General features: G+C 75.0%; 22 protein-coding genes. 14 read left to right on the top strand and 8 right to left on the bottom strand.

Features of this window, described 5'->3' with window-relative positions; all coding sequences use genetic code 11:
• Positions 1-81: 81 nt before the first annotated feature.
• Positions 82-795 (top strand): class I SAM-dependent methyltransferase, encoded by a 714-nt coding sequence (locus IQ279_RS10020; protein WP_206348022.1) that lies wholly within the window; start codon positions 82-84, stop codon positions 793-795.
• Positions 796-863: 68 nt separating this feature from the next.
• Here the strand turns inward: IQ279_RS10020 and IQ279_RS10015 are convergent, their stop codons facing one another.
• The 4 genes from IQ279_RS10015 to IQ279_RS10000 are packed head-to-tail and all read right to left on the bottom strand — an operon-like array spanning position 864 to position 5,832.
• Positions 864-1,829 (bottom strand): Rieske (2Fe-2S) protein, encoded by a 966-nt coding sequence (locus IQ279_RS10015; RefSeq protein WP_206348104.1) that lies wholly within the window; start codon positions 1,827-1,829, stop codon positions 864-866.
• Positions 1,830-1,879: 50 nt separating this feature from the next.
• Positions 1,880-2,938, bottom strand: coding sequence for a phytoene/squalene synthase family protein (locus IQ279_RS10010; protein ID WP_206348021.1), 1,059 nt, complete (start codon positions 2,936-2,938; stop codon positions 1,880-1,882).
• Positions 2,935-4,488: a phytoene desaturase family protein gene (crtI, locus tag IQ279_RS10005; protein WP_206348020.1), complete on the bottom strand. Its 1,554-nt coding sequence runs from the start codon at positions 4,486-4,488 to the stop codon at positions 2,935-2,937. The genes IQ279_RS10010 and crtI overlap by 4 nt, the downstream gene beginning before the upstream one ends.
• A 21-nt stretch (positions 4,489-4,509) precedes the next feature.
• The gene (locus IQ279_RS10000; RefSeq protein ID WP_206348019.1) at positions 4,510-5,832 is read right to left on the bottom strand and encodes a polyprenyl synthetase family protein; all 1,323 of its coding nucleotides are present in this window, start codon (positions 5,830-5,832) and stop codon (positions 4,510-4,512) included.
• A 317-nt stretch (positions 5,833-6,149) separates the two neighbouring features.
• Here IQ279_RS10000 and IQ279_RS09995 point away from each other — a divergent pair, with 317 nt between their 5' ends.
• The 6 genes from IQ279_RS09995 to IQ279_RS09970 all read left to right on the top strand — a co-directional run bounded on the left by IQ279_RS09995 (position 6,150) and on the right by IQ279_RS09970 (position 11,368).
• Positions 6,150-7,097, top strand: a complete 948-nt coding sequence (locus IQ279_RS09995; RefSeq protein WP_206348018.1) for a MerR family transcriptional regulator — start codon at positions 6,150-6,152, stop codon at positions 7,095-7,097.
• 193 nt (positions 7,098-7,290) lie between these two features.
• A complete protein-coding gene (locus IQ279_RS09990; protein ID WP_206348017.1) occupies positions 7,291-8,301 on the top strand; it encodes a zinc-dependent alcohol dehydrogenase in 1,011 nt (336 codons plus the stop codon).
• A gap of 132 nt (positions 8,302-8,433) precedes the next feature.
• Entirely contained in the window at positions 8,434-9,162 is a 729-nt protein-coding gene (locus IQ279_RS09985) for a class I SAM-dependent methyltransferase (RefSeq protein WP_206348016.1), read from the top strand.
• Positions 9,163-9,347: 185 nt separating this feature from the next.
• A complete protein-coding gene (locus tag IQ279_RS09980) occupies positions 9,348-10,238 on the top strand; it encodes a S1 family peptidase (RefSeq protein WP_206348015.1) in 891 nt (296 codons plus the stop codon).
• 119 nt (positions 10,239-10,357) lie between these two features.
• Complete coding sequence (locus tag IQ279_RS09975) at positions 10,358-10,837, top strand: nucleoside deaminase (RefSeq protein ID WP_206348014.1); 480 nt, start codon at positions 10,358-10,360, stop codon at positions 10,835-10,837.
• Positions 10,838-10,951: 114 nt separating this feature from the next.
• Positions 10,952-11,368, top strand: coding sequence for a hypothetical protein (locus IQ279_RS09970; protein ID WP_241027882.1), 417 nt, complete (start codon positions 10,952-10,954; stop codon positions 11,366-11,368).
• 30 nt (positions 11,369-11,398) lie between these two features.
• Here IQ279_RS09970 and IQ279_RS09965 read toward each other — a convergent pair whose 3' ends face one another.
• Both IQ279_RS09965 and IQ279_RS09960 read right to left on the bottom strand, forming a co-directional pair.
• Positions 11,399-12,082 (bottom strand): adenosylcobinamide amidohydrolase, encoded by a 684-nt coding sequence (locus IQ279_RS09965; RefSeq protein ID WP_505011408.1) that lies wholly within the window; start codon positions 12,080-12,082, stop codon positions 11,399-11,401.
• An 86-nt stretch (positions 12,083-12,168) separates the two neighbouring features.
• Positions 12,169-12,522 (bottom strand): hypothetical protein, encoded by a 354-nt coding sequence (locus IQ279_RS09960; RefSeq protein WP_206348013.1) that lies wholly within the window; start codon positions 12,520-12,522, stop codon positions 12,169-12,171.
• A gap of 253 nt (positions 12,523-12,775) precedes the next feature.
• On the opposite strand from IQ279_RS09960, the gene IQ279_RS09955 reads away from it, so the two are divergent.
• A complete protein-coding gene (locus IQ279_RS09955) occupies positions 12,776-13,204 on the top strand; it encodes an OsmC family protein (RefSeq protein ID WP_206348012.1) in 429 nt (142 codons plus the stop codon).
• Between the two features lie 103 nt (positions 13,205-13,307).
• On the opposite strand, the gene IQ279_RS09950 is transcribed toward IQ279_RS09955, so the two are convergent.
• Both IQ279_RS09950 and IQ279_RS09945 read right to left on the bottom strand, forming a co-directional pair.
• Positions 13,308-13,979 carry a class I SAM-dependent methyltransferase gene (locus IQ279_RS09950; protein WP_206348011.1) on the bottom strand — a complete coding sequence of 224 codons (672 nt, stop codon included), beginning with the start codon at positions 13,977-13,979 and terminating at the stop codon, positions 13,308-13,310.
• The gene (locus IQ279_RS09945; protein ID WP_206348010.1) at positions 13,976-14,995 is read right to left on the bottom strand and encodes an NAD(P)/FAD-dependent oxidoreductase; all 1,020 of its coding nucleotides are present in this window, start codon (positions 14,993-14,995) and stop codon (positions 13,976-13,978) included. Before IQ279_RS09945 ends, IQ279_RS09950 begins: the two co-directional genes overlap by 4 nt.
• Before the next feature lie 82 nt (positions 14,996-15,077).
• On the opposite strand from IQ279_RS09945, the gene IQ279_RS09940 reads away from it, so the two are divergent.
• The 6 genes from IQ279_RS09940 to IQ279_RS09915 all read left to right on the top strand — a co-directional run bounded on the left by IQ279_RS09940 (position 15,078) and on the right by IQ279_RS09915 (position 23,724).
• The gene (locus IQ279_RS09940) at positions 15,078-15,674 is read left to right on the top strand and encodes a helix-turn-helix domain-containing protein (protein WP_206348009.1); all 597 of its coding nucleotides are present in this window, start codon (positions 15,078-15,080) and stop codon (positions 15,672-15,674) included.
• Between the two features lie 369 nt (positions 15,675-16,043).
• Positions 16,044-17,165 carry a phage tail sheath subtilisin-like domain-containing protein gene (locus tag IQ279_RS09935; protein WP_443742656.1) on the top strand — a complete coding sequence of 374 codons (1,122 nt, stop codon included), beginning with the start codon at positions 16,044-16,046 and terminating at the stop codon, positions 17,163-17,165.
• 45 nt (positions 17,166-17,210) lie between these two features.
• Complete coding sequence (locus IQ279_RS09930) at positions 17,211-18,212, top strand: Pvc16 family protein (RefSeq protein ID WP_206348008.1); 1,002 nt, start codon at positions 17,211-17,213, stop codon at positions 18,210-18,212.
• Positions 18,213-18,302: 90 nt separating this feature from the next.
• A complete protein-coding gene (locus IQ279_RS09925; protein WP_206348101.1) occupies positions 18,303-20,222 on the top strand; it encodes an ATP-binding protein in 1,920 nt (639 codons plus the stop codon).
• Positions 20,213-20,581: a hypothetical protein gene (locus tag IQ279_RS09920; RefSeq protein WP_241027881.1), complete on the top strand. Its 369-nt coding sequence runs from the start codon at positions 20,213-20,215 to the stop codon at positions 20,579-20,581. Before IQ279_RS09925 ends, IQ279_RS09920 begins: the two co-directional genes overlap by 10 nt.
• Complete coding sequence (locus IQ279_RS09915; protein ID WP_206348007.1) at positions 20,578-23,724, top strand: eCIS core domain-containing protein; 3,147 nt, start codon at positions 20,578-20,580, stop codon at positions 23,722-23,724. Before IQ279_RS09920 ends, IQ279_RS09915 begins: the two co-directional genes overlap by 4 nt.
• Positions 23,725-25,826 lie beyond the last annotated feature (2,102 nt).

Here is a 25,826-nt window from a genome sequence, read left to right as displayed (position 1 = left end):
GCGTTCCCGGCGCCGCATGCCGGGTAGGCGTGCGGCCATCACCGCACACCCCGGGCCCGTACGGGCGGAAGGACGGACACGATGACCCTCCTGCAGGACGGCGCGCTGACCGAGGCGTTCGACGGCGCCTCCACCGCCTACGACCGCCTGACCGGCGCGAACCCCGGCTACCACCGGCAGTTGCGCCGCTCCGCCCGCAGGCTGGCCCTGCCGAACGGCGGCGAGGGCCTGCGCGTACTCGACCTCGGCTGCGGGACCGGCGCCTCCACCGCGGCCCTGCTGGCCGTCGCACCCCGCGCCGAGATCACCGCGGTGGACGCCTCGGCCGGGATGCTGGAGCGGGCCGAGGCCAAGAAATGGCCCGGGAACGTCACCTTCGTCCACACGCCCGCCGAGGAACTGGAGCGGGCGGGGGTGAGCGGGCCGTTCGACGCGGTGTTCGCCGCCTATCTGGTGCGCAACCTGACCGACCCCGACAAGGTGCTGACCGGGCTGCGGGGCCTGCTGCGCCCCGGCGGGCGGCTGGCCGTCCACGAGTACGCGCTGTCCGGCGCGGTGCGGCACCGCCTGGTCTGGACGGCCGTGTGCCGCTCGGTGATCATCCCCGCGGGCTCCCTCGGCCCGGGCGGTGCGGACCTGTACCGCCATCTGTGGCGCAGTGTCCTGGAGTTCGACACCGCGCCGGAACTGGCGGAGCGGCTGACGGCGGCGGGCTTCGAACTCGTCCGCACGGTGCCGCTGCCGGGCTGGGAGTACGGCATCCTCCACACCTTCCTCGCCCGCGCCCCGCGCTGATCCGGGTGCGGAGCCCGGCCCGGAACCCGGCCCGGAACCCGCTGTGAGGGCCGCCGCCCCGGCGGCCCTCACAGCGCCCCCGGGAAACGGCCCTGGCCGCGCAGCAGCCGGCGGCGTTCGGCGTACGCCAGGTCGTCGCGCCACAGCCGGGCCGCGGCCCGCCGCATCAGCGGCCGCAGCAGTGGCGCGGCGGCCCGCGCCACGGCGAAGCCCGGCCGGCCGGAGGTGGCCAGCACGGCCTCGATCACGGCGGTGCGCGGGTCCGGGTCCCCCGGGGCGGTGAGCGGTGTGGCATGGGTCTCCACCGCCGACGTCTCGCCCTCGCCGTCGACGATGTGCATCACCAGCGTGCGCGGTTCCGGTGCGCTGAACGCGGCCCGCACCGGCACGCCCGCCCGGGGACCGACGCGGTAGGCCACGTCGACCAGGAAACGGTCGCCGTTGACGGCCGGGTCCGGCTCCTCCACCACCGTCAGCCGGGTGAAGGCGTACGGATGGAACCACGCCCCGTGCCAGGGGTCGAGCCGGTTGGCGATGACGTCCTCCGGCTCGCAGGCGCCCACCAGGGTCGTCACCGCGTCCACCGAGGCGGCCGGGTCGGGACGCCGCGGCAGGCAGGGCCGCTCCAGCGGCTCCTCGCCGCCCACCGAGTCCAGCCGCACCCACACCAGCACCCCGTCGTCGTACACGGGGTAGGGCTCCCAGCCGGGCATGCCCCGCCCGGTCAGGCCCAGACCGTGCCAGTGGCAGATCAGGCGCCCGGACTCCACCACGCTGTCGCACAGCGGCGCGCCCAGGTGCGGGCAGGCGCCCGGACCGGCCGCCAGGCGCCCGGACTCCGTGCGCCAGAGCACCAGTTCCACCCCGGCGACCGTCCTGCCGAAGGGGCGGCCCGGGCGGATCTCGCGACCGGCCGCCACCACGTACCAGTTGCCCGAGGGACGGGCCGAGGCCCGCTTCAGGGCGTCGGCGATGATCCGGGGCCGGGCCGCCCGCCACGTCGGCTCCTGGCGGCTCCAGCCGGGGTCGGACATCAGTCGCAGGGGGCTGCGCCAACCGGTCGAACCCCCGACACGGCGCTTGGTCAAGACAGCACTCCTCCTCGCTGCGCGTCCCGCCGGCGGGTCCGCGGGGCTTCCTCTGCTCTCTCCGCCGATTCCTCCGCCGGGGCCGGTGGGCGGCCGGGCACCCGCGGCAGGTCACCGGTCAGGGCGCCGCGGGCACGCGAGGCGGCGACGCCGGCCAGGCCGCCCAGCGCCACGGCGGCCCGCCGGCGGCGGGGGACCACCGCACGCCGGTGGAGCACCGCGTACCCGGCCGCCTCGATCCGGTCCAGGATGGCGCGGTAGAGCACGAACGCGGCGCGCACGCAGGGCCGCGAGACCGGGTGCAGCATGGCGATGCCCGGCTCGGCCTCCCGGTAGACCCCCCGGGTGGTCCCGCACAGCTCCCGCAGCGCGGCCCGCACCCGGGCGTCGGTGCGCCCGGACCGGCGGCACCACAGCAGCAGGTCGCGGTCGACGCCGTGGGCGGCCAGCCGGTCCAGCGGCAGGTAGATCCGGCCGCGGTCCAGGTCCTCGCCCACGTCCCGCAGGAAGTTGGTGAGCTGGAAGGCCACCCCGAGCGCCGCGGCGTGCGGGGCGGCCTCCTCACGCGGCACGACCGTGTCCAGCACCGGCAGCACCTGGAGGCCGATCACGGCCGCCGAGCCGTGCGTGTACACCCGCAGATCGTCGAGGGTGGGGTACTCGGTGACGTGCAGGTCCATGGCCATCGAGCGCATGAAGTCGGTGAAGTGCGCCGGGTCGATGGCGTAGCGGGCGGCGGTGTCGGCCAGCGCCGCGATCACCGGGTGCCCGCCGCGCCCGGTGCGCAGGGCCGCCGACAGCTCCTCGTCCAGCTCCGCCAGCGCCCGGGCGCGCTGCTCGGGGGTGAGGGCGGGATCGAGGTCGTCGACGATGTCGTCCGCCCAGCGCGCGAAGCCGTACAGGGCGTGGACGGCCGGGCGCTGGCGGGGGGTGAGCAGCCGGGTGGCCAGGAAGTACGTCCTGCCGTGGCGGGCGTTCAGCTCGCGGCAGCGGGTGTAGGCCGCGCGCAGCGCCGGGTCGTGGACGCCGGCCGCGTCCAGCTCGCGTGCCGTCATACGACCGCCCCCTCGGCCGCGCCGGTACCGGCCGGCGTCTGCGGTGTGCGCCGCGGCGGGCGCGGGCGGCCGGTTCCGGCGGTGATGCGGGCGGCGGCGAGCTTGCCGGAGACCACCACCGTCGGCACGCCCACGCCGGGGGTGGTGCCGCAGCCGGCCAGGACCACGTTCTCCCAGCCGCGCGGCAGGTTCCGCGGCCGGAACGGGCCCGTCTGGGCGAAGGTGTGCGCGGCGGAGAACGGGGTGCCGGCCGCATGCCCCTGCCGGGCCCAGTCTGCCGGGGTGACCAGGTGCTCGGCCTCGATCGCGTCGCCGAAGCCGTCCAGCCCGCGGCGCTCCAGCTCGGCGACCAGCTCGTCGCGGTAGCGGGGGCCGACCCGGTCCCAGTCGCGGGGGCCGGTGACCAGGTTGGGGCAGGGGGCCAGCACGTAGTGCAGGTGCCTGCCCTCCGGGGCCAGCGCGGGATCGGTGGCGGTGGGCCGGGTGATCAGCAGTGAGGGGTCGCTCATCAGCTCGCCGGTCCGGGTGAGCTGCCGGAACGTCGACCCCCAGGCGGAGCCGAACGACAGCGTGTGGTGCGCCAGTTCGGGCCAGGTGCGGTCGCCGCCCGCGTGCAGGACGACCGCCGAGGGCGCGTACCGCAGCGGAACCGGGCGGCGCGGCGCGCCGCCCAGCAGGCGGTGGGCGATCGGCAGGTCGCAGGTGAGCACCACCGCGTCGCAGGCGATCCGCTCCCCGCCCGCGGTGCGCACCGCCGCGGCGCGCCCGCCCGGCGAGCGCTCCAGCTGTGTCACCTCGGCGCCGTGGACGAAGCGGGCCCCGGCACGGGCCGCGGCGTCGGCCATGGCCCGGGGGACGGCGTGCATGCCGCCGCGCGGGAACCACACACCGGCGACGGTGTCCATGTAGGCGATGACGGCGTACGCGGCCAGCGCCCGGGTGGGCGGCACCCCGGCGTACAGCGCCTGGAAGGAGAACACACGGCGCAGCCGCTCGTCCTCCAGGAAGCGCGCGACGCGCCCGTGCCAGGTGCCGAATCCGCCGAGCGCGGCCAGTCTGGCCAGGTCGGCGCCCAGCAGCCCCAGCGGCGAGTCGAAGTTGGCGTCGATGAACGAGCGCATCTGCACCCGGTACAGCCGCTCCAGCCAGTCGCGCAGCCGACGGTACCCGGCCGCCTCCTTCGGGCCGGCCACTCGGGCGATCTCGGCCTCCATGGCGTGCGGGTCGGTGTGCACGTCCAGGCAGGCGCCATCGGCGAAACGGGCGCGGTAGGCGGGGTGGAGGCCGATCAGCTCGACGTGGTCGGAGAGCCTGGCGCCCACCGCGGCCATGGCCTCGTCGACCAGGTCGGGCATGGTCAGCACGGTGGGACCGGTGTCGACGCGGTAGCCCGCCCACTCCTCGCGGCCGGCCCGGCCGCCCGGCCCGTCCCCCCGCTCGACGACGGTGACCGAGCGCCCGGCGCCCAGCAGGTGCAGTGCGGCGGACAGCCCGGCCAGCCCCGCCCCGACGATGACGACGTGGTCGCCCGGCCCGTGCAGTCTTCTCATCCGGATTCCTTCGGCAGGTGTTCAGCGGGTGGGGAGGGCGGCGGCGTCGCGGTGGGCGCCGCCCGGGTGGTGGCGGCCGGCGTCCGGTTCGCCCAGGACGGCGTAGAGCAGCGCCGAAAGCTTCCGGGCCGGAACCCCGTCGAGCGCGGCCTCCTCCAGCGCGGCCAGCGCCTCGCCGGCCAGGCCGCCGACGCGCCGCTCCACGGCCTCACGGGCCCCCAGCCCGGTCAGCACGGCGCGCACCCGGTCCAGTTCCCCCTCGGTCAGCGCGGGGTCGCCGAGCGCCCGCTCCAGCAGTTCCCGGTCCGCGCGCCGGCCGCGGACGCGGGCCAGGCGCAGCCCCAGGGCCATCAGGTGGGTGGGTTTGCCCTGCCGCACGTCGTCGCCCGCGGGCTTCCCCGTACGAGCCGGGTCCCCGAAGACGCCCAGGAGGTCGTCGCGCAGCTGGAACGCCACCCCGGCGCACCGCCCGGCCCGTCGCAGCGCCGAGGTGGTGCGCGCGTCCGCGCCGGCCAGCGCCGCCCCCAGGTGCAGCGGGCGCTCCACGGTGTACAGCCCGCTCTTGAGACGGGCGATGCGCAGGGAGGAGGAGGGGGAGGGCGCGCCGGCCGCCTGCCCGTACAGGTCCAGGTACTGCCCGGCCACCATCTCGGTGCGCATCGCACGCCAGACGGGACGGGCCCGCCGCCGGGCCTCCTCGCAAGGGGACGCCGCGTCCCACAGGTCCTCCGCCCAGACCAGGGCCAGATCACCCGTCAGAAGGGCGGCGGACGCCCCGAACACGTCCGCGTCCCCGCGCAGGCCCTGGGCACGGTGCCGGCGGGCGAGGGCCACATGGGCGGCGGGCGCCCCGCGGCGCAGGGGTGAGTCGTCCATCAGGTCGTCGTGCACCAGCGCACAGGCCTGGATCAGCTCCAGCGCGGCGGCCGCGTGCAGCACCGCCTCCGCGTCGGCGTGCTCCGGCGTACCGCCACCCGCCCGCCAGCCCCACCACAGGAACGCCGGGCGCAGCCGCTTGCCGCCGCGCCGCACCAGATCGATCAGGCAGTCGGCGACATCGGCGGTGAACCGGTCGCTGATCCGCCGCGCCTCGGCCCGGCGCAGCGTCAGATGGTCGGTGAGCACGGCGTCGACGGCGGCCGTGATGTCACGGTCGGGGTCCCCGGAGAGGGGGGCGCGGTCCGTACGGCGGCCCGCGGGATGTTCCGCGCGGACCTCGTCCGGACGGTGCGGCGGGCGGGGTGCGGCCCGGACGGTCTGCTCTCCTCCCAGGGCGGCCGACACGGGATGTGCGGGTGCGGGGCTGGCAGGGGCGAGGGCCAGGTCGGTGGCCTGGTGCCGCATCGCGGCTCCTTCCCGGCGCGGGGCCGAGACGCCCGGCGCACATACGGACAGAAGTTTTCACACCCGAACATTGAAGACAATGCTCTCAGTACGGGCGCTCTGGACGGGTGAAGCGGAGGCATCGCGCGGCGCGGATGGGCGACGGGGAGGAGTGCGGTGCGGACGCACGTGTGAATGCCCCCTCCAAGGCGCGACGGGCCGTTCGGGGCGGCTCGTCGCTTCGCGGGTGCCCATGTCCGGCGGAGGCAAACAAAGTTGTGCACAACTTGTACAGCCGGTGACTTGCGCCCGATCCGACCTGGGCGGACGATGACGCCATGCCTTCCGCTCGCCCCCACCGCGCCGCCGCGCGTCCGGCCTTCGGGCAGGAGGTGGACCAGATCCTGCTGCCGGTGGGTGTGGTGGCCGAGCGCCTGGAGATGAGCACCGCCGCCCTCCGCGCCTGGGAGCGCCGCTACGGCCTCGCCCCCTCCGGACGGACCCCCGGCGGACACCGCCGCTACTCCGCGCGGGACCTGGAGCGGCTGGAACGCATGCGTACGCTCGTCCGCCGTGGCGTACCCGCCGCCGACGCGGCCCGCGCGGTGGCCGCGGCCGGCCCGCCGGACGCGGAAGCGGAAGCGGGGGCGGGCGAGTTGACCGAGGCCATGCACGCGCTGGACACCGCGGCCGTCCAGGCGGCGGTGTCGGCCGCGCTGGCCCGGCTCGGGGCCGCCGGCGCCTGGACGACCGTGCTCGCGCCCGCCCTCGTCGCCATCGGCGACCACTGGGAGGAGACCGGCCGCGGCGTCGAGGTGGAGCACGTCACCAGCGGCATCGTCGAGAGCGCCCTGCGCCGTCACGCCCAGGACAGCGCCGTCGCGCTCCCGCCGGCCCCCGGCGCCTCAGCCTCCGGCGCCTCCGGCCCCGTGCTCCTGGCCGCCGCGCCGGCCGAGCACCACACGCTGCCGCTGACGGCCCTGGCCGCCGCTCTGGCCGAAGGGGGCCGTGCCGTCGTCCTGGCCGGCGACCTGCCCCTCCCCGCCCTGACCGACGCCCTCGTCCGTGCCCGCCCCGGCGCGGTGGTGCTGTGGGCCCGCTCTCCCGCGACGGCCGACCTCTCCTGGCTGCGGACCGCGCTGGAGACGGTCCCCGTCCCCGTCCCCGTCCACCCGGCCGGACCGGGCTGGCCTCCGGACGTCCCCGGCGCCGCGGCCCCGCTGCACGACCTGCCCGGCGCCCTGACCGCACTCCTGGGTGCGGACGGAGGCCGGCGCCCCGCCTGAATCCGCGCCGCGCACCGCCGCTCCGCCCGTGCCGCACCACCGCTCCGGCCGGGGCCGTACGGCACCGGGGAATGGGCCGTTCGGTCCCGCGGACTGCTCCTGTCGGACCTGCCGCCGCCCCCCGTGAGGAGGGAGAGTGAGGACTGAGAACAGGAATCCGGTACGCCGGAACCGGACACGAGGAGCCAAGGCCATGAGAGCAGCAGTCGTCCGAACCCTCGGCGAACCCCTGGTCATCGAGGACCGGCCCGATCCGTGGCCCGGCTCCGCGCAGGTCAGCATCCGCGTCGAGGCGTCGGGTCTGTGCCACACCGACATCCACGCCGCCCGCGGCGACTGGCCGGTCAAGCCGAACCCGCCCTTCGTCCCCGGCCACGAGGGCGTCGGCATCATCGAGCGGCTCGGTGACGACGTCACCCATCTGTCGGTCGGCCAGCGGGTGGCGGTGCCCTGGCTCGGCTGGGCCTGCGGGCGCTGCGAGCACTGCCTGTCCGGCTGGGAGACGTTGTGCGAGCGGCAGAAGAACACCGGCTACGGCATCGACGGCGGCCACGCCGAGATGATGCTCGCCCACGCCGACTTCGCCCAGCCGGTGCCCGACGGCATCGACCCCCGCGAGGCGGCCCCGCTGACCTGCGCGGGCGTGACGACCTACAAGGCGGTCAAGGTGGCCGGGGTGGGCCCGACCGATCTGGTGGCCGTCTCCGGCATCGGCGGACTGGGACACCTCGCCGTCCAGTACGCGAAGATCGCCGGAGCCACGGTGGCGGCCGTCGACGTCACCGACGACAAGCTCTCCCTCGCCGGGGAACTGGGCGCCGAAATCCTGATCGACGCCCGCAAGGAGGACCCGGCCGAGGTGCTCCGCAAGCACGGCGGAGCCCACGCCGCCATCGCGCTCGCCGTCGACGACCGGGCGACGGAGGCGCTCCAGCGCGGCCTGCGGCGCGGCGGGAAGCTGGTGCTCGTCTCGCTCCCGGCGGGCGGCGCCCTGAGCATCCCGGTCTTCGACACCGTTCTGAACGGCACCTCCGTCATCGGCTCGATCGTCGGCACCCGCCAGGACCTCGCGGAGGTCTTCGCCCTCCACGCGGCCGGACGCACGAAGGTGGTCTACGAGACCCGCCCGCTGGAGGCCGTCAACGACTGCGTCGAGGAGATCCTCGCAGGCCACGTCAGGGCCCGTGTGGTCTTCGAGATGTGACGCCCCGCCGGCCCCGGCAGGCCGTCTGCCGGAAAAGCTCTCCGCCCCTGTCGCAGCCCCCGCCGGCAGGGGCGGAGAACTGTTCCGCGGCAGCCGGCCCGCCCGCTCGTCACGGTTCGTTACGGTGGTCACATGTTCACGGCCCAGGGCCCGACCCTCCCCGAACTCGCCGTGCAGGCGCTGTCGTCCGTCGAGCGCGGCTACGACCTGCTCGCGCCGAAGTTCGACCTGACGCCGTTCAGGACATCGGACCGCCTGCTGGAGGCCACCGCACGCACGCTCGAGCCGCTGGGGCCGTTCGGAGAGGGCCTGGACGTGTGCTGCGGGACCGGCGCGGGGACGGGCGTCCTGCTGCGGCTGTGCGAACGGCGTGCCGTGGGTGTCGACTTCAGCGCCGGCATGCTCGGCGAGGCCCGCTCCGCCCACCCGGGGGCCCCGGGCGGGCCGGAGGTCGGCTGGGTGCGCGCCGACGTACGGAGGCTGCCCTTCGCCGGGGCCTTCGACCTGGCCGTCAGCTTCGGGGCGTTCGGGCACTTCCTGCCCGGGGAGCGGCCCGGGCTGTTCGCGGGGGTGCGCGCGGCGCTCCGGCCCGGCGGCCTGTTCGCCTTCCCCGTCGGCGCGCCGCCCCGGGTCGGGTCGCGCGCCTACTGGACGCTGTGGGGCTTCGACGCGGCGATGCGGGTGCGCAACGCGCTGTGGCGTCCCCCGTTCGTCATGTACTACCGAACCTTCCCCCTCCCCGGGGTGCGCCGTGAGCTGGCCGACGCGGGGTTCGAGGTGGGCACGCTGCCGCTGGAGGAGCTCGGCCGGCGGGAGGACGGCAGCCCCCGCTGCCGACTGGTCGTGGCCCGGCGCACCTGAGAGGCGGACGGGCGCGAGGAGGCGGGAAGGCGGTCTTGTGCGGGACACCGCAACGGTCCGATACTCATTCCGTTGATGTCAGGTGCACGTCATCAACGGCCCTCGGTGGACACGTCTCCGCGCGCCGCGCGACACCCCCCACGTGCCGTCGCCCACCGGCTTCCCCACCACGAGGAGGAGACCACGTGAGGACCAGGCGCACCACCACGAGGAGCACCACCGGAAGCACCGCCCGCCGCGCCCGGCTGCTGGCCGCCGCGATCGGCCTGGGCATCGCCGCCGTGACCACCGCACCGAGCGCCACCGCGGCCGCCCCGCGCGCCTACGGCGCGGCCGAGCTCTCCCGGGTGAGCGATGCCGTGCTCCACACGGACGTCGACGGCATCGCCTGGCACACCGACGACCGGACCGGACACGTCGTCGTCACCGCCGACAGCACCGTCTCGCCCGCCGACGTCGCGGCCCTGCGGAAGGCCGCGGGCGCGGACGCGGGCGCGATCAGGATCGAGCGGACACCGGGCACCATCGCCCCGCTGGGCTCCGCCGGAGACGCCATCTACGGCAACGGCTACCGATGCTCGCTCGGCTTCAACGTCCTCAGCGGCGGCACGTACCACTTCCTCACCGCCGGGCACTGCGGCGACGTGGTCGGGACCTGGTACGCCGACTCCGGCCAGCGCACGCTCATCGGCCCGACCGTGAAGTCGAGCTTCCCCGGCAACGACTACGCCCTCGTCCGCTACGACAACACCTCCCTGAGCCACCCGGGCGGCTTCACCCCGGCCGACGCCTACGTGGGCCAGTCGGTCAAGCGCACCGGATCCACCACCGGCACCCACAGCGGCACCGTCACCGCCCTGAACGTCACTGTCCGCTACAGCGGGAGCGGCACCGTCCGAGGCATGATCCAGACGAACGTCTGCGCGGAGCCCGGCGATTCCGGCGGCCCGCTCTACGACGGCTCCAAGGCCCTGGGCATCACCTCCGGCGGCAGCGGCGACTGCCGCAGGGGCGGCACCACCTTCTACCAGCCCGTCCCCGAGGCGCTCAGCGCCTACAAGGCGATCATGTACTGACCCGGCCGGGCGGGGGCGCGAGCCCCCGCCCTCCCCGGAGGGGGTGCGGCGCGGACGAGCCCGGCCGGTGAGGGCGCAGTAGCATCCGAGCCGCGGGATCACACACCGCGGAGGCCGTCATGGTGGACGACGCCGGGCTGCGCCATCTGCGCCGCTGCCTGGAACTGGCGACCGGGGTGCTGGAGGCGGGCGACGAACCGTTCGGCTCCGTACTCGTCGGCGGGGACGGGACGGTCCTGGCCGAGGACCGCAACCGGGTCGCCCCCGGCGACCGCACCCGCCACCCGGAGTTCGAGCCGGCGCGCTGGGCCGCCGCCCACATGACACCGCGGGAACGGGCGGCGGCGACCGTCTACACCTCCGGGGAGCACCGCCCGATGTGCGCCGCGGCCCACGCCTGGGTCGGGCTGGGCCGCATCGTCTACGCGAGCTCCTCCGCGCAACCGGCCTCCCGGCTGGACGAACTGGGTGTGCCCGCACCGCCGGTGCGGACGCTGCCGGTGGGGGAGATCGCACCCGGTGCCGCGGTGGAGGGGCCGGTGCCCGGCCTCGCGCGGGAGGTGCGCGAACCGCACCACCGCCTCCACGGCGCGGCCTGACCTCCGGAAGGGGGCGAGCGGCCCGGCGGCCGGGCAACCCGGCCGCCGGGCGGGGCGGTTCGCAGAGGGAGGCGCCTCCCGAGGCGCGGCGGCCCGCCGCTACGCTTCGGTCCCATGCAGCAACCGTTCGAAACTCCGGTGGCCCCCGCGCGCCGCCGCACGGGCCCGCTCCTGGCCGCACTGGCGGCCGGACTGGTGATCGGCGGCGCGGGCGTCGGGGCCGCATGGGCTCTCACCGGCGAAAGCGGCGGCGAGGGCGGCCCGGCGGCCGACGCGCGTGCGGCGTGCGGCGTCCTGGACCGCTTCGACGAGTCGCGGTACACGGACAAGGGGCCGGCCGGCGAGGCGGCGCTCAACCGCTGGGGAGCGGCACAGGCCCTCTCCGCCTCGGCCGCCGCGGGCGACGAGCGGTACGAGCCGCTGGCGGAGGCGCTCAGGAAGTCGTACCACCGGGTTCTCTCGACTTTCGAGTTCGACGCGCAGGCGAAGAAGGACCTGGAGCGGGCGCGCGGGATCTGCGCGGACCTGTGAACCGGGCGGACCCGCGAGCCGGACGGGCCGTCAGCCGTCAGCCACCGCCGTACGGGTGCAGGCCAGATAGGTCGCCCGGTGCACGGCGCGGGCCAGGCGGGCGCCCCACTGGGAGCGGGGGCCGGCGAAGGGCTCGACGGCGGTCGGACGGCCCGGCACAGGCGGCGCGGCGGCGACGCACACCGCGTCGGTCGGTGTGCCCGAGGCGTCCACACCGGCGTCCCGCAGCGCCTGCACCTTGGCCTCGGTGGCCGTGGTCACGGCGTTGACCAGGGCGGCGTCCGACAGTGCGACCGGCACCGAGACCACGATGTTGATGGTGCCGGCGGGCAGCGGTACGTCGCTGCCCGCGCCCGGAGCCGCGGCCCAGCCGTGTACGCCGATCCCGGCCGTGACCAGGGCCTCGGCCCCCTCGTCCACCGCGAGGCAGTGGTCCAGCACCCGGGCGGCGGTCATCAGGCCCACACCGGGGCCCTCCGCGCCCGCCAGCCCGGCCAGTTCGGCCAGGTGCCGTCCGGCGTCCAGGCGCGCGTAGCCCGGAGGCACCTGGGCGTTGAGTACCCAGCCGCGCTCGCCGAGCCCGCCGCCCAGCAGTGCGCTGCTGATCATCCGCCGCCCGGACTCGGGCCGCCAGAACAGCATCGGCCAGGAAGCGTCCTGCTCCCGGTGGTGCAGGACGCGTACGCCGGCCAGGGAGCCGTGAGGGGATCGCAGGAGCACGCTGCACCCTAGCGCGGGGCCCGCGGGCGGGAGCGCGGGGGCGCCCGGTGGCGGGTGCCCGGTGGCGGGTGCCCGGCGGCTCAGCGGAACTCGTGGACCACCCGGATCCGCCCGACGATGTGTGCGTTGAAGTCGTCGAGCTCCTCCGCCGGGACCCACAGCTCGAGGATGGTCTCCCCGCCGGCCCGCCGCACCGGACAACGGGACAGGAAGCCGGTTGCGACCTCGAACCGCGTGACGAAGCCCGCCCCGTCGTGCTTCACGTTCCAGTCCCTGGCGATCCTGATCGCGTAGTCCTCGTTCAGCACCGGGTAGAAGACCGGCTGTTCGGGCAGCCGGGGCGGCCAGGCGCGCCACCGGGACTCCCGCACCAGCGCCAGCTCCTTCGGCCCGGTGGGCCGCCACAGGGTGGTCGTCGGAGGCCGGCCTGTCATCGGGTATTCCTTCGGTGCGTGCGGGAGGCGGAGGGAACGGCGGGCAGGTGTGCAGCCGCGCCGGGCGGGAAGAGACGCTACCGGCGCCCCGGACCGCGGGCCATCGGTTATCCGTTCCGCGCGGTCCGTGGACGCCGGCCCCGGCGCGGCACGCGCCGGGCCCGGACCGGTTCGCCGGACCGGAGCGGCCTTGCCGCATAAACTGATCACCGCAGATCTTCTTGTCACTCACAACCCGTCAGGAGCGACAGTCATGGCCACCACCCGCACCGCCAAGACCCACTGGGAAGGCAACCTCCTCGAGGGCAAGGGCAACGTCGCCCTCGAGTCCTCCGGTATCGGCACCTATCAGGTGAGCTGGCCCGCCCGTGCCGAGGAGCCCGGTGGCAAGACCAGCCCCGAGGAGCTGATCGCGGCGGCCCACTCCTCCTGCTACTCGATGGCCTTCTCGGGCGGCCTGGCGCGCAAGGGCCACACGGTGGAGAAGGTCGACACCCAGGCGGACGTCACCTTCCAGCCGGGCGAGGGCATCACCGCCATCAAGCTGACCGTTCGCGCCACCGTCCCGGGGCTGTCCGAGGAGGACTTCCAGACGGCCGCCGAGGAGGCCAAGGCCAACTGCCCGGTCAGCCAGGCCCTGGCCGGCGTCAAGAACATCACCCTGGACGCCCGTCTCGTCTGACGTGCCGGAACCGGTGCGCGGCCCCGCGCACCGACGGGCCGGCCGGGAACGCGCAGGCGTTCCCGGCCGGCCCGGTCCCGTCTCCGGGCCCGGTCCGGAGGTATCAGCCGGGCAGCCGCCGCAGTTTGAGCACGGCGTCCTCCAGGACGGCCCGCTGCCCCTCGGGGCCGGTCGCCTCACGCCGGTACTCCCCGCTCACCAGCGGCTCCCACTCCCGCTCCGGGAGGCCGAGCGAGCCGAGGACCTCCGCCGACGTGGGCAGAGGCGGGTGGTCGTCGTGGCCGTGGTCGGCCGCCCACGGGGGAGGGCCGGCATGCCCGACGACCAGCAGGACGCCGCCCGGCGACACGGCCGCCGCCGCATCGCGCAGGATCCGCTCCCGGGGCAGCTCGACGGGGGAGGGGGCGTGCAGGAAGTGGGCGGAGACCAGGTCGAAGACGCCGCGGGGGAAGGACTCGGCCAGGTCGTGCCGCTGCCAGTCGATCCGGTCGGCGACGTCCGCCCGCCGCGCCCGCTCGGCTCCGCGTTCCAGGGCGGTCCGCGAGACGTCCACCGCGGTGACGCGCCAGCCCTGCCGCGCGAGCCAGACCGCGTCGGCCCCCTCCCCGCATCCCAGGTCCAGGGCGCTGCCCGGGGCCAGATCCGCCGTCTCGCGGACCAGGGCGGCGTTGGGCTCGCCGCTCCAGACCCGCTCGCCCGCACCGTAGAAGTCGTCCCAGAACTCCCCGGGCGAGGCGCTGTCCGTGCCGTCGCCGTTCGTCGTGTGACCGCTCATCGCAGAACCTTCCCTCCGAGGCCGTCGCGGGCCGCGACGGCCCGGTCGGTCTCCTCCTCGACCAGATCGGCGTTGATCGCCGCCGCCGCGTTCACGCCCGCGGCGGCGGAGCCGACGACCTGCCCCGTCAGATCGGTGGCGTTTCCGGCCACCCACACCCCGGGCACGGCGGTGGCACCGGTGGCGTCGGCGGGGATGTGCTCGCCGACGACGTGGCCGCCCTTCACCTGCCCGGCCGTCTCCAGCCCCAGATCCGCCAGGAAGCCCGCACGGGCGGCGAACCGGGGGGCGACCACCAGCGCACGGCACGGCACGGTCCGCCCGCCCACCAGACGCACCCCGGCGAGACGGCCGCCGTTTGTCTCCAGGCCGGCCACCTCGCCGTCGACGACGGCGACACCGCGGGCGGCGAGCCGCTCGTACTCCCGGTCGCCGGGCTCGGGGCCGGTGTGCCGGAACAGGGTCACGTCCGCGCTCCACTGCCGCCACAGCAGCGCCTGCCGGACGGCCGCGGGCCCGGTGGACAGCACACCGATCGTCCGGTCGCGCACCTCCCAGCCGTGGCAGTACGGACAGTGCAGGACATCGCGTCCCCACAGCCGCGCCAGCCCCGGCACCCCGGGCAGCTCGTCGACCAGGCCCGTGGCCACCAGCAGCCGGCCCGCCGCCACGGCGGTACCGTCGTCCAGGGAGAGGCGGAAGCCTCCGGTGGGCAGGCGCTCGGCGGCCGTGACGGTACCCGGGGCGATCTCGCCCCCGTAGCGCAGCACCTCGGCGCGTCCGGCGGCCGCCAGCTCCGGGGGCGGTGTGCCGTCGAACCCCAGATAGCCGTGGACACCGGCGGCCGGGGCGTTGCGCGGCCGCCCGGAGTCGACCACCAGGACCGAGCGGCGCGCCCGGGCCAGGGTCAGCGCCCCGCTCAGCCCGGCGGCGCCGCCCCCGACGACCACCACGTCGTAGAGGCGCTCGGCGCCCCGGGCGAATGAGATCGTGGAATGCCCGTCATGTCCGTTCATGTCTCTCCTTCCGTCATGCGGCAAGCCTCCGCCCAGGACCGTCCGCTTGACAAACATCTTTGCCGGAACGGCAAATAGAAGGATGGCCGACGACGACCTCGAGAACGTTCTGACCGGTGTGGGCCCCCGGCTGCGGACCCTGCGCCAGGCGCGCGGCGCCACACTCTCCCAGGTGAGCGAGACGACCGGGATCTCGCTCAGCACCCTCTCCCGGCTGGAGTCGGGGCAGCGCAGGCCCACCCTGGAGCTGCTGCTCCCCCTGGCCAGGACCTACAACGTCCCCCTGGACGAACTCGTCGGCGCGCCCGCCACCGGCGACCCCCGCGTCCACCCCCGCCCCTTCACCCGGTACGGGCAGACCTTCGTGCCACTGACCCGCAGCCTGGGCGGCCTGCACGCCTACAAGCAGATCATGCCCGCCGGGTACGGTGCGGGCAGGCGGCCCGAGCAGCAGACGCACGAGGGTTACGAGTGGCTCTACGTCCTGTCCGGACGGCTACGGCTGGCGCTGGGCGAGCACGACCTCGTCCTGGGGGCGGGAGAGGCCGCCGAGTTCGACACCCGCACCCCCCACGGCCTGGCGAACGCGGGGGAGCGGCCGGTCGAGTTCATCAGCATCTTCGGGCCGCAGGGCGAGCGGATGCACGTACGCGCCCGGCCCTCGAAGGACGAGGGGTAGCGGCCCGTGCCGGAGGCCGGAGCGGGCGGCACGGGCCGGGCGTGGGCCGGTTCCGGCCACGGCGCAGGGCGCCGGATCCTCTCCGGGACGGACGGGATCCGGTGCCGGCCCGCGCGGATCGCAAATCGCCGCGCCGAGGCCCGCTCAACCAGCCGGTGCGGGTCACCGGCTTCGCGGACTTCGAGCGCCGCTTCGGCGGGCTCACGGCGCAGAGCGCCATCGCCTACGCCGTACACCAGTTCTTCGGCAACGGCGGCACCACCGCGGTGGTCGTGCGCGTCGCCGCGGCCGGCACCGGCGAGGAGGCCGGCGCCTCCAGGTCGTCGCGGGTTCCACCGACCCCCGTGACACCGTCCGCTTCGTCGGCGAGTGCGCCAAAGACCTGGGCCTGGAGGCCACATCAACCCGCCGGTCTTCCCGCTGACCGGAGGCGTGGACGGAGACCCGCCCGGCCCGCGCGACATCATCGGCGACGAGGCCGGCAAGACCGGGCTCCACGCGCTGCGCGACGTCGACGACGTCAGCCTGCTGTCCCTCCCGGAACTCGCGGCGTACGACTCCACCGACGACATGATCACGGTGATCTCGGCCGCGCAGGCACTCTGCCGGGAACGGCGGATCCTCCTGCTCGCGGACGCCCCCGGCTTCTGGGCCGACGTCGACAGCGCCCGCGCCGGACTGAGCGCCTTCGACCCCGTACGGGACGGGCAGACGGCGCTGTACTTCCCCCAGGTGCAGATGATCGACCCGCTCACGGGAAGGATGCGCTCCTTCCCGCCCTCGGGCGCGATCGCAGGCGTCTGCGCACGCACCGACGCCGAGCGCGGCGTGTGGAAGGCACCCGCGGGCACCGCGGCACGGCTGGCGGGCGTGCGCTCGCTGAGCGTGCGGCTCACCGACCGGGAGAACGCCCTGCTGAACCCGCTCGGCGTCAACTGCCTGCGCACCCTGCCGGCCGTCGGATCGGTGGTCTGGGGCGCCCGCACCCTCCAGGGCGCGGACGCCCTCGACAGCGAGTGGAAGTACGTCTCCGTGCGGCGGCTGACATGCACATCGAGGAGAGCCTGTACCGCGGACTGCAGTGGGTGGTGTTCGAACCCAACGGCGAGCAGCTGGCCCGGCCGCCGCGGACCACCGGCCGCACTGCGGCCCCGCCGCGCCCCGGGACGGAACCCACTCCCCGGCGCGGCGGGCACACGGTCCCGGCGCGTGCGGATCGGGACGCGCCCTCCGCGGCGGCGCCCGCCCCCGCCTCCCGGAACGTGGGCCCCGCCTCCGCACCCAACGCCGCGGTGCCCCTGCGGCCCAGTGCCGCCGGCGCCTCGGCGGCACGTGACGCCGCACGCGCCGCCGGGAGGCGCCGGCCCCGCACGGCGGAGCGGACCGTACACGTTCGGATCGGCCGGCTGGAGGTCAGCGCCGCGCCCCCGGCCACGGATCCCACCGGCGCGGACCGGCCGCAGCGGCCGGCGCGGCCCGCACCCGCGCTGAGCCTCGCGGACTACCTGGCCGGCAGCGAGCGGAAGGACTGAGGAGATGAGCAACGCACTCGCCATCGCCATGATCACACAGGCACTCGCCCTGCTGATCGAACACAATCTGCGGCCCGAGATCGACATGCAGGTCGCGGTGAAGACCGAGCGCCCACCGGCGGAGGCCACCGACGACGCCACCATCACCGTCTTCCTCCACCAGGTCACCCCGAACACCTCCCGGCGCAACGACGACCTGCCCACCCGCGCCCCGGACGGCACCCTGCTCAGGCGCCCGGCGGCGGCCCTGGACCTGCACTACCTGATCAGCGCCTACGGCAACGAGGCGGAGCTGGTCGGACAGCGGCTCATCGGCTGTGTGGTACGCACCCTGCACGAGTTCCCGGTACTACCGGGACATCTGATCGAGGAGGCCGCGCAGCGGCCGTACCTGGCGGGCGGCGACCTGGCGGAAGCCGTCCAGAGGGTGCGCTTCACACCGGCCCGGATGGACATCGACGAGACCTCCAAGCTGTGGGGGATGCTCCACCGGACGCCGTACTCGCTGTCGGTCGCCTACCAGGCGGCCCTGGTGCTGATCGAGGGCCGCGAACAGCCCGTCGTGCCCCGGCCGGTCCAGCGGCACACGGTGCGCGCACTGCCCTTCGGGGCCCCGGGCGCGCCCGAGCCCCCGAGACGGCCTGGCACCGGCACCGCCGATCCCGCCACCGCACCCGCCACCGCCGTACCGGCGGAACGTGCGTCCGGGACGGCCGCCCGGAAGGTGGCGGCCCGAGCCGGCCGCACGAGCGGTATGGCCGCCAGGTCCGCCGTGCCCACGTCGCAGGCGGAGGCCGAGGGTGAGCTGGAGACGCCGGCCCCCGCCAAGGAGACGCCTGCCGGGAAAGTGCCCGCCGAGAAGACCGCCGCCAAGCGGCGCGCCGCGGCCAGGACCGCCGCGCCCCGGACCCGTACGCGTAAGCAGTCCGGCACCGGCTCCACACGCGGAGGCGGGAGCACACCGGCGGGCAGCGACGACGGCACCACGAACGACCGGGAGGGCTGAGACGAGGTGACGACGACGGGGGCGGACAGGCACACGGACGGCACCGCCGGCAGGACGGGCGCTGCCGAGGGCCCGGCGCTGGCCGCAGCCATGCGCGCCGTCCTGGCCCGCCTCGACGCCCACGCCGCCCGTGCCCGAGGGACGGCCGACGGGGCCACGGACACTCCCGAACCCACGAGTGCCTCCGAACCGGCCGGCGCCTCGGAACCCGCCGCGCTCGACGCACTCGTCCGCTGCTTCGGACTGACCCCCTTCGAGCGCGAGATCGTCCTGCTGCTGGCCGCCGCCGAACTGGAGCCCACCACCGGCAGCCGCTGCGCCGCCGCGAGCGACGATCCCGAACGCACCCACCCCACCTTCTCCCTCGCGCTCGCCGCCCTCGGCGAGCCCCACTGGAGCGCCCTCACCCCTGTGGCACCGCTGCGCCGCTGGCGCCTGGCCGAACTCGACGACGAGACCCGGCTGACCACCACCCGGATCCGCCTGGACGAACGCGTCCTGCACTTCCTCCTCGGCTCCCCGTACCTCGACGCGCGGCTGCACGGCATGCTCACCCGAGCCACCTCGCCCGACGGACTGCCGCCCTCCTTCGAACACGCCGCGGACCGCGTCGCCGCGGCCTGGGCCGGGGCCGGCCCCGGTACGCCGCCGAGAGTGGAACTCACCGGCGGCGACCGGCACAGCCGCCACGACATCGCCGCGGCCGCCGCCCGCGCCTGCGGACTCGGCCTCTACGCCCTGAACGCCGAGGACCTGCCCACCGACCACACCGAACGCGACCGGCTCGCCCGGCTGTGGCAGCGCGAGGCGATCCTGCTGCCCGCCGCCCTGCTGCTGGAGGCGGGCGCACCGGACCGCGAACAGGACGCCGCGGTCGATGCGTTCACCGCCTCCGCCGCCGTACCGCTCGCCGTCTCCAGCCCTGATCCGAGACGGACGGAGCGGACGCGCGCCGAGCGCGTCACCGTGCCGGCGCTGGGGGAGGAGGAGCAACTCGGTCTGTGGGCCGACGCCCTCGCCGGAGTACCGCGGATCGGGGAACGGCAACTGCGCGGGCTGGTGGCGCAGTTCGCACTGCCGCCGCACATCGTCCGCTCCGCCGCCGCGGCCGTACGCCGACAGGCCGGTCAGGACGGGACAGCCGGGGCGGACGTCTCCGGACTGGCCTGGCGGGCCGGGCTCGCCGAGGCCCGCATCGGCCTGGACGAACTGGGCCGCCGTATCGAGCCGGAGGCGGGCTGGGAGGATCTGGTACTGCCCGAGCGCCAGTCGCGCGTCCTGCGCGAGATCGTCGCCCATGTACGGCAGCGGGGCACCGTGCACCAGGAGTGGGGCTTCGCCCGCACCCTGCGCCGGGGCCTGGGAGTCACGGCGCTGTTCGCGGGCGGTTCTGGTACCGGCAAGACCCTGGCCGCCGAGGTGATGGCCCGCGAGCTGGAGCTCGACCTGTTCGTCGTCGACCTCTCCCAGGTCGTATCCAAGTACATCGGCGAGACCGAGAAGAACCTGCGCCGCGTCTTCGACGCCGCCGAACGCGGCGGCGCACTGCTGCTGTTCGACGAGGCCGACGCCCTGTTCGGCAAGCGCAGCGAGGTCAGGGACAGCCACGACCGCTACGCCAACCTCGAGGTCTCCTACCTGCTGATGCGGATGGAGGCGTACCGGGGCCTGGCGATCCTGACCACCAACATGAAGAAGGCGCTCGACACCGCCTTCATGCGCCGCATCCGCTTCGTCGTCGACTTCCCCTTCCCCGGCGAGGCCGAACGGGCCGAGATCTGGCGCCGGGTGCTGCCCGGGAGTGCCCCGGTCAAGGACATCGATCCCGAGCTGCTGGCACGGCTTACGGTCGCGGGCGGCTCGATCCGCAACATCGCCCTCTCCGCGGCCTTCCTGGCCGCCGAGGAGGGGGACGTACTGCGGATGCGCCACATGCTCGCCGCCGCGCGCACCGAGTACCTGAAGCTGGAACGCTCCCTGACGCCCTCGGAGGTCCGCGGATGGGTGTGAACGAGGCGCCGCGCCACGCCGCGCACGACGCCGTGCGCGACACGGCCCGCAACACAGTCCGCGACACGGCGGTCCGGGTGGACATCGGCGAGCTGGTGCTCGACGGCTTCGACGCGAGGGTTGACCCGGAGCGGGGCACGGCCGCGTTCGAGGCGGAGCTGGCCCGGCTCGTGCGGGAGTGCGGCGTACCGCTGGCGGCGGACGGCGGGGGGCGCGCCCTGGAGGCCCTGTCCGGCCTGCCGCCGCTGCCCGCCACCACCTCGCCGTCCCGCCTCGGCGAGGCGCTGGCACGCGCGGTGCACGCGGGTCTGTCGGGACGTGGCGAGACGGGGCCCGCGGACGGGAGGGGGCGCCGATGAGCTCGCACACCGCGTCACAGGAGACCCGCTCGGCGCAGGACGCCAAACGCCGTAGGCGCAGGGAGCGAAAGGAACGCGGCGCCAAGTCTCCCGTGCCCGAGCCCAAGGACATCGTCGGCGGCGCCGGACTGCCGCTCGACGCGAGCGTCCGCCGCGAGCTGGAGGAGCGGCTCGGCCACGACCTGGGCCGCGTACGCCTGCACACCGACCGGGACGCCGCCGCCCTCACCGACCTGCTCGGCGCGGACGCCGTCGCCGTCGGCCAGGACATCTTCTTCCGAGAGGGCGCGTACCACCCGGGCGCCGCCGACGGCATGCGCCTGCTCGCCCACGAACTGCTCCACACCGTCCAGAACCCCGAGGGCCTCGGCGCGCTGCGCGCCGGCCGCGACCTGGGCTCGGTGAGCCTGCCGCAGCAGACGGTGGAGCGCGAGGCGGAGACGGCGGCGCAGGACGCGTTCCGTGACGGCGGGGCGAACGGCGCGGTGGCCGAGCGCGTCGAGGAGGGCCGGGCCACCCCGGGCTGGATGCGCTACGCCACGGTCGACGCCGATCAGCGGCGCATGGAGCAACTTGATCCGGCGATGCTGCTCGACCGTCTGACCAACGGTGTGCTGCGCTCGCTGCGCGGCGACCCGCAGGACCGCTCCAAGCGCGTGCGCATGCAACTCGCCCGGTTCTCCTCCGAGATGCAGGACGCCGTTCTCGACCGGCTGGAATCACGCCTGCTCCCCTTGGAGTTCGACAGGCTGATCGAGCTGGTCGAGGAGACCGAGGACGAGGGCACACTCGCACCGGAGGCGCTCGGTGCCCCCGAGGCCGTCCCGGACGCGGCCGAACTACCGCAGGAGGAACGGGAGGATGCCGGAGCCGCCGACCGCAGGCAGCAGGCCGAGGACGAGCGGTCCCGCGACGACCGGAGCGACGGACAGCCGACGGGCGAGGAGCGGCAGGACACCGAGGGGACTACCGGACAGGAGGAGAAAGGGAGGACCGCACCGGAGCGGCTGGACCGGCGACGGCGTGACCGCAGCGGCACGGACGCGGTCCGCCCGGGCGCACGGCGGCCCGCCGGGAGCTCCGGGAGCTCGGGGAGTTTCAGCGGAGGCCCGGGAACGGCGGGTACGAGCGGCGGCCGGGACACGGCTCCGGGCGGCGGAGCCGCCCAGCCCCGGCAGCAGGACGGCAGCGGTACGGGCGGCCGCTCCGAGGAGCCCCGAGTCAGTGCCCCCGCGGTGAGCAAGGAGGAGTCCGCGGCCAGGAACCGGCCCGGAGCCGTGGAGCCCCTGATCGCGGGGCAGCGACCGGGCCGGGCGGACAAGCGGGACACGCGCGAGGGCAGGCGGGCCGGCGTGGAACCCGGCCCCCTGCTGAGGACGGCCGACCCGGGCGACCGCAGCACCCTGGAAGGAAAGCGGCCCCAGGACGAGCCGGCGCTCACACAGGACGAGCCGATCGGCCTGGAACCCGGCCCGAGCGGTGAGCCCGGAGTGCTCGACGGGCTCGAGGACGGGCGGGCCGCCGACGGGGACAGCGCGTGGAACGTGGAACTCAAACCCGAGGACTTCCTCCCCGCCACCGACCTGGACGTCTCCGGCGTGCCGACCGCAGACGAGAGCATGCCCGGCTCGGGCACCGGCGGGCGGATGCCGGGCTTCCCCGAACCGCCCGCCATCAAGGCGGAACAGGTACGGGCCAGGCGGGACGAGGAGGCCGCTTCCGAAGACACCGGGCTCGCCGAACCGTTGCCCGCCGGCAGCGGCGCGTCCGTCTCCCCGGCGGCCGATGCCGAAGCCGGTGACCGTACGGCGCGTGGCCTCGGCACCTGGACACCGGGTCGACGGGAGGCCGACTTGCGGCCTTCGTCCTCCGAAACCTCCGGTACCGCCGACGACCGCACCGACTCTCCTGAACCGAAGCCCGGTCCCGCGGCTCCAGAAGCCCCGCGGCAGCAGGAGGAGGAGCGGGAAACCGAACCGGAGAGGGGGCCGGGACCCGAGACGGCCGATACGGGGGCCTCGAAGGAGGAAGCGACGGATTCCGAAGATTCTGGGTCCTCCGGCACCGACACCTCCTCCGGCACGTCCCCCGCGTCCTCCACCGCCACGGCTCCGAGCGCGGGTACCTCGGGCGGGCCCCCAGGGGGCGGCGCCGTCGGTACGACAGCTCCCGGACCGGCCACGGACACTCCGGCAGAGGCGTCCCCGGCCCGGGACACTCATGTCGCGGGCGCGGACGGCGGTGACGGATCCACCGCCGGCGCCACGCCGGGGGACGGGGCGGGCTCCCGGCAGCGGCGGGAGCCCCCGACCCCGGCGCCCCGGCCCGAGCCCGCTCCCGCGCCGAGGTCCACATCCAGGCCCTCACGGTCGGTCAGCGGCGGTGGCGGCACCCGTAGCGCATCGGGCGGCGGCGGGGGAGGGGGCGGCGGTGCCCGCCCCACCGCCTCGTCCCGGCCGAAGAAGGACCCCGCGGCCCCCAACCTGTCGAAGGTGACGCCGGAAGCCAGCCTGTCCACCGCCGCCGGGCTGAGACCGCACCGCGCACTCGAAGCGCTGGGCGGAGTGAACGGCGCGGTCGACAAGACGGTCGGTGACGAGCACCAGGCCCTCCAGGACGCGCCGCCGACGACGGAACGCCCCGCGGGCGCCCCGCAGACCCTGCACGGCGCGCCGAAGACTTCGGCTCCGGGACAGTACTCAGGTGACCCGGCCGCCCGGGTCGACGCTCCGGAGAAGGAGAAGGCCGAGGTCACGGGAGACAAGGCTCCGGAGGGCGAGATTCCGGGGAGGACATCGAGGAGCTCAGCACCCTCGAAGGCCTTCTGGCGGGCGGGGCGCAGCTCGTGGTGGGGGCGATCAACGGTGTCGCCGACTTCCTGGGAGCCGACGAGGACCTCATCGACTCCGACGCGGTGGTCCAGTGGATCCTCGACCTGCCCACCGAGGACGAGATGCTCGCCCAGGCGGACGTCGGCACGGCGCCAGGGGTCGGCCTCCAGGGCGAGACGGACGGGCGCGCTGGCGAACAGGGCGGTGAACTCGACGCCAAAGGCCAGGAACTCCACGCCTCCGGACGCGACGACGCCGGGCGCCCCCTGGGCGAGGCCCAGATCTACCCCGATGTGCCCGAGGAGACCCTGACCGCGAAGGTCCGGCGCGGAGGGGGACAGGGCGGCCCCGGCGGAGGCGGCGGTCCGTCCGTGGGCGGACGCATCCCGCCCGAGGCCGTGTCCGCGGTGGCGGAGCACGAGCGCGGACCGCAGATCCAGACCGCGTTCACCGACGGACAGAAACAGATGTCCGGCAAGCGGCAGGCCAAGGACAGGGGCTTCCGGGAGTCCCAGGAGCGCCACAGGCGGCAGGTCCGCGGCGAGGTCGAGAGCAACACCCGTACGCAGGCCGCCGAACGCCGGAAGACCAGGGCCGAGGCGGAGTCCTCCCGTGAGCGGTGGCGCAAGGAGCAGGACGGTGAACTCGATTCCCTCGGCACGAAGAAGACCGAGAAGACCGAGAAGATCCGCAAGGACGTCAGGGAGAGGGAGGAGCAGACCGACAAGGACGCCGAGGAGCACCGCAAGAAGAAGCAGGAGGACATCGGCAAGGAGAGGACCAAGGCCGAGGACGACGCCAGGAACAAGCGCGACACGGCCAAGAGCGACTCCGGCAACTGGCTCTCCAGGGCGTTCGACTGGATCCGCGACAAGCTCATCGAGCTGAAGAACGCGATCGTCGGCTTCTTCCACGCCGCCCGCGAGGCGATCACCAGCCTCATCAAGGACTTCAAGGGCACCGTCACCGGCTGGATCGAGGCGGCCCGGCAGTTCATCGTCGACAAGTTCAGGGAGTTCACCGAGGCCCTGGTCCAGCTGGGCAAGGACCTCCTCGACGCGATCGTGGAGATCGCGAACCGGCTGCGGACCCTCATCATCCGCATCAGGGACGCGGCCATCGCCCTGGTCAACCGGATCGCGGACGAGCTGAAGCGGGTCGTCACCGAACTGCTCGACGAGATCGGCAAGATCCTCAGCGGCGTCCTCGATGCCCTGATGGAGGGCCTCCGGGCGGCGGTCGATGCCGTCAGGAGCGCACTCAAGGGCATCATGGACTTCGCCATGGGCCTGCTCAGCGCCCTGGGCGAGTGGGCGATGATCGCCGCCGACATCCTCTCCGACCCGGGTGGCTGGCTCAGCGGCGCCAAGGCATCGGCCGAGGACGGAGCCAGGAACCATCTGTTCCGGGAAGTCACCTCGGCGATCAGGAACTGGTTCAACGAGAAGATCCAGGAGATCCTCGGGCTCCCCAAGGCCGTCTTCGACAAGCTGATCGGCGGGGGTGTCAGCAGGGAGCGGATGGCCAAGGAGGCGTGGGACGCCGCGCTCCCCCAACTCCCCGTCATCATCGGGGAGATCATCATCACCAAGGTCATCGCCAAGCTGATCCCCGGCGCCGGCTGGGTGATGGCGATCATCGACGCCTTCAAGGCGGCCTGGGAATCGCTGAGCGAGATCCTGCGGGCCTTCGGCGCCTTCATGGACTACCTCAAGGCCGTCAAGGGCGGAAACGCCGGTGTGCTGTTCGCCAAGGCCGTGGCCTCGGGCGTGGTGGCCCTGCTGGAGTTGGCCTACCAGGCACTGCTCAGCGGCATCGGCAAGTACGTGGGCAAGGTCGGCGACCGGCTCAAGGGCGTAGCGGCCAACCTCGGAAAGAAGAAGCCAGGCGCCAAGGACGAGGACGAACCGCGGGACGCCGACAGGCCGCCGACGGTGGACAAGCCGAAGGACGATCACGACCCGAAGAAGCGCCCGGACCCGCAGGAGGAGGCGAGGAGGGCGCAGGAGCGCACGCGCCGGGCGAACGCGGAGATGTCACGCAAGCCGCCGGCCAAGCCGAAGCGGCCCCGCCCGCAGACCCGCCCGATCCGGCGGCCGGACTCGCCCCGGTCCCGCCCCGACACCCCCCGCCCGGACGACCGCGCACGTACGGACCGGCCCGGCCGCCGCACCCAGGACACCGGACGGGACGGTGACCAGGACCGTGCCCGGACCCGTCCGCGCCATGAGACGGAGGGCACGAGGCCCACCACCTCGCGCCGGCGCCGCCCCTTGCCGGAGAGCCGTGCCGCGAACCGAGTGAAGCAGACGGTCAAGGCCGCCCGGAACCGCATCCGCAGGGCCAAGCAGGCCCTGGACCGCAAGGACCGCGACGGCCGCCTCGGCCGCTCCCTGGACAACAACGCCCGCCGC

Source organism: Streptomyces verrucosisporus (genome assembly GCF_017114865.1).
Classification (GTDB): Bacteria; Actinomycetota; Actinomycetes; order Streptomycetales; family Streptomycetaceae; genus Streptomyces; species Streptomyces fenghuangensis.
This window is presented reverse-complemented; position numbering and strand designations above follow the sequence as displayed.

Coding starts and splice junctions, on each gene's coding strand:
- IQ279_RS10020 (WP_206348022.1), top strand. CDS start 82: ATGACCCTCCTGCAGGACGGCGCGCTGACCGAGGCGTTCGACGGCGCC.
- IQ279_RS10015 (WP_206348104.1), bottom strand. CDS start 1,829: ATGTCCGACCCCGGCTGGAGCCGCCAGGAGCCGACGTGGCGGGCGGCC.
- IQ279_RS10010 (WP_206348021.1), bottom strand. CDS start 2,938: ATGACGGCACGCGAGCTGGACGCGGCCGGCGTCCACGACCCGGCGCTG.
- crtI (WP_206348020.1), bottom strand. CDS start 4,488: ATGAGAAGACTGCACGGGCCGGGCGACCACGTCGTCATCGTCGGGGCG.
- IQ279_RS10000 (WP_206348019.1), bottom strand. CDS start 5,832: ATGCGGCACCAGGCCACCGACCTGGCCCTCGCCCCTGCCAGCCCCGCA.
- IQ279_RS09995 (WP_206348018.1), top strand. CDS start 6,150: ATGCCTTCCGCTCGCCCCCACCGCGCCGCCGCGCGTCCGGCCTTCGGG.
- IQ279_RS09990 (WP_206348017.1), top strand. CDS start 7,291: ATGAGAGCAGCAGTCGTCCGAACCCTCGGCGAACCCCTGGTCATCGAG.
- IQ279_RS09985 (WP_206348016.1), top strand. CDS start 8,434: ATGTTCACGGCCCAGGGCCCGACCCTCCCCGAACTCGCCGTGCAGGCG.
- IQ279_RS09975 (WP_206348014.1), top strand. CDS start 10,358: ATGGTGGACGACGCCGGGCTGCGCCATCTGCGCCGCTGCCTGGAACTG.
- IQ279_RS09970 (WP_241027882.1), top strand. CDS start 10,952: ATGCAGCAACCGTTCGAAACTCCGGTGGCCCCCGCGCGCCGCCGCACG.
- IQ279_RS09960 (WP_206348013.1), bottom strand. CDS start 12,522: ATGACAGGCCGGCCTCCGACGACCACCCTGTGGCGGCCCACCGGGCCG.
- IQ279_RS09955 (WP_206348012.1), top strand. CDS start 12,776: ATGGCCACCACCCGCACCGCCAAGACCCACTGGGAAGGCAACCTCCTC.
- IQ279_RS09950 (WP_206348011.1), bottom strand. CDS start 13,979: ATGAGCGGTCACACGACGAACGGCGACGGCACGGACAGCGCCTCGCCC.
- IQ279_RS09945 (WP_206348010.1), bottom strand. CDS start 14,995: ATGAACGGACATGACGGGCATTCCACGATCTCATTCGCCCGGGGCGCC.
- IQ279_RS09940 (WP_206348009.1), top strand. CDS start 15,078: ATGGCCGACGACGACCTCGAGAACGTTCTGACCGGTGTGGGCCCCCGG.
- IQ279_RS09930 (WP_206348008.1), top strand. CDS start 17,211: ATGAGCAACGCACTCGCCATCGCCATGATCACACAGGCACTCGCCCTG.
- IQ279_RS09925 (WP_206348101.1), top strand. CDS start 18,303: ATGCGCGCCGTCCTGGCCCGCCTCGACGCCCACGCCGCCCGTGCCCGA.
- IQ279_RS09920 (WP_241027881.1), top strand. CDS start 20,213: ATGGGTGTGAACGAGGCGCCGCGCCACGCCGCGCACGACGCCGTGCGC.
- IQ279_RS09915 (WP_206348007.1), top strand. CDS start 20,578: ATGAGCTCGCACACCGCGTCACAGGAGACCCGCTCGGCGCAGGACGCC.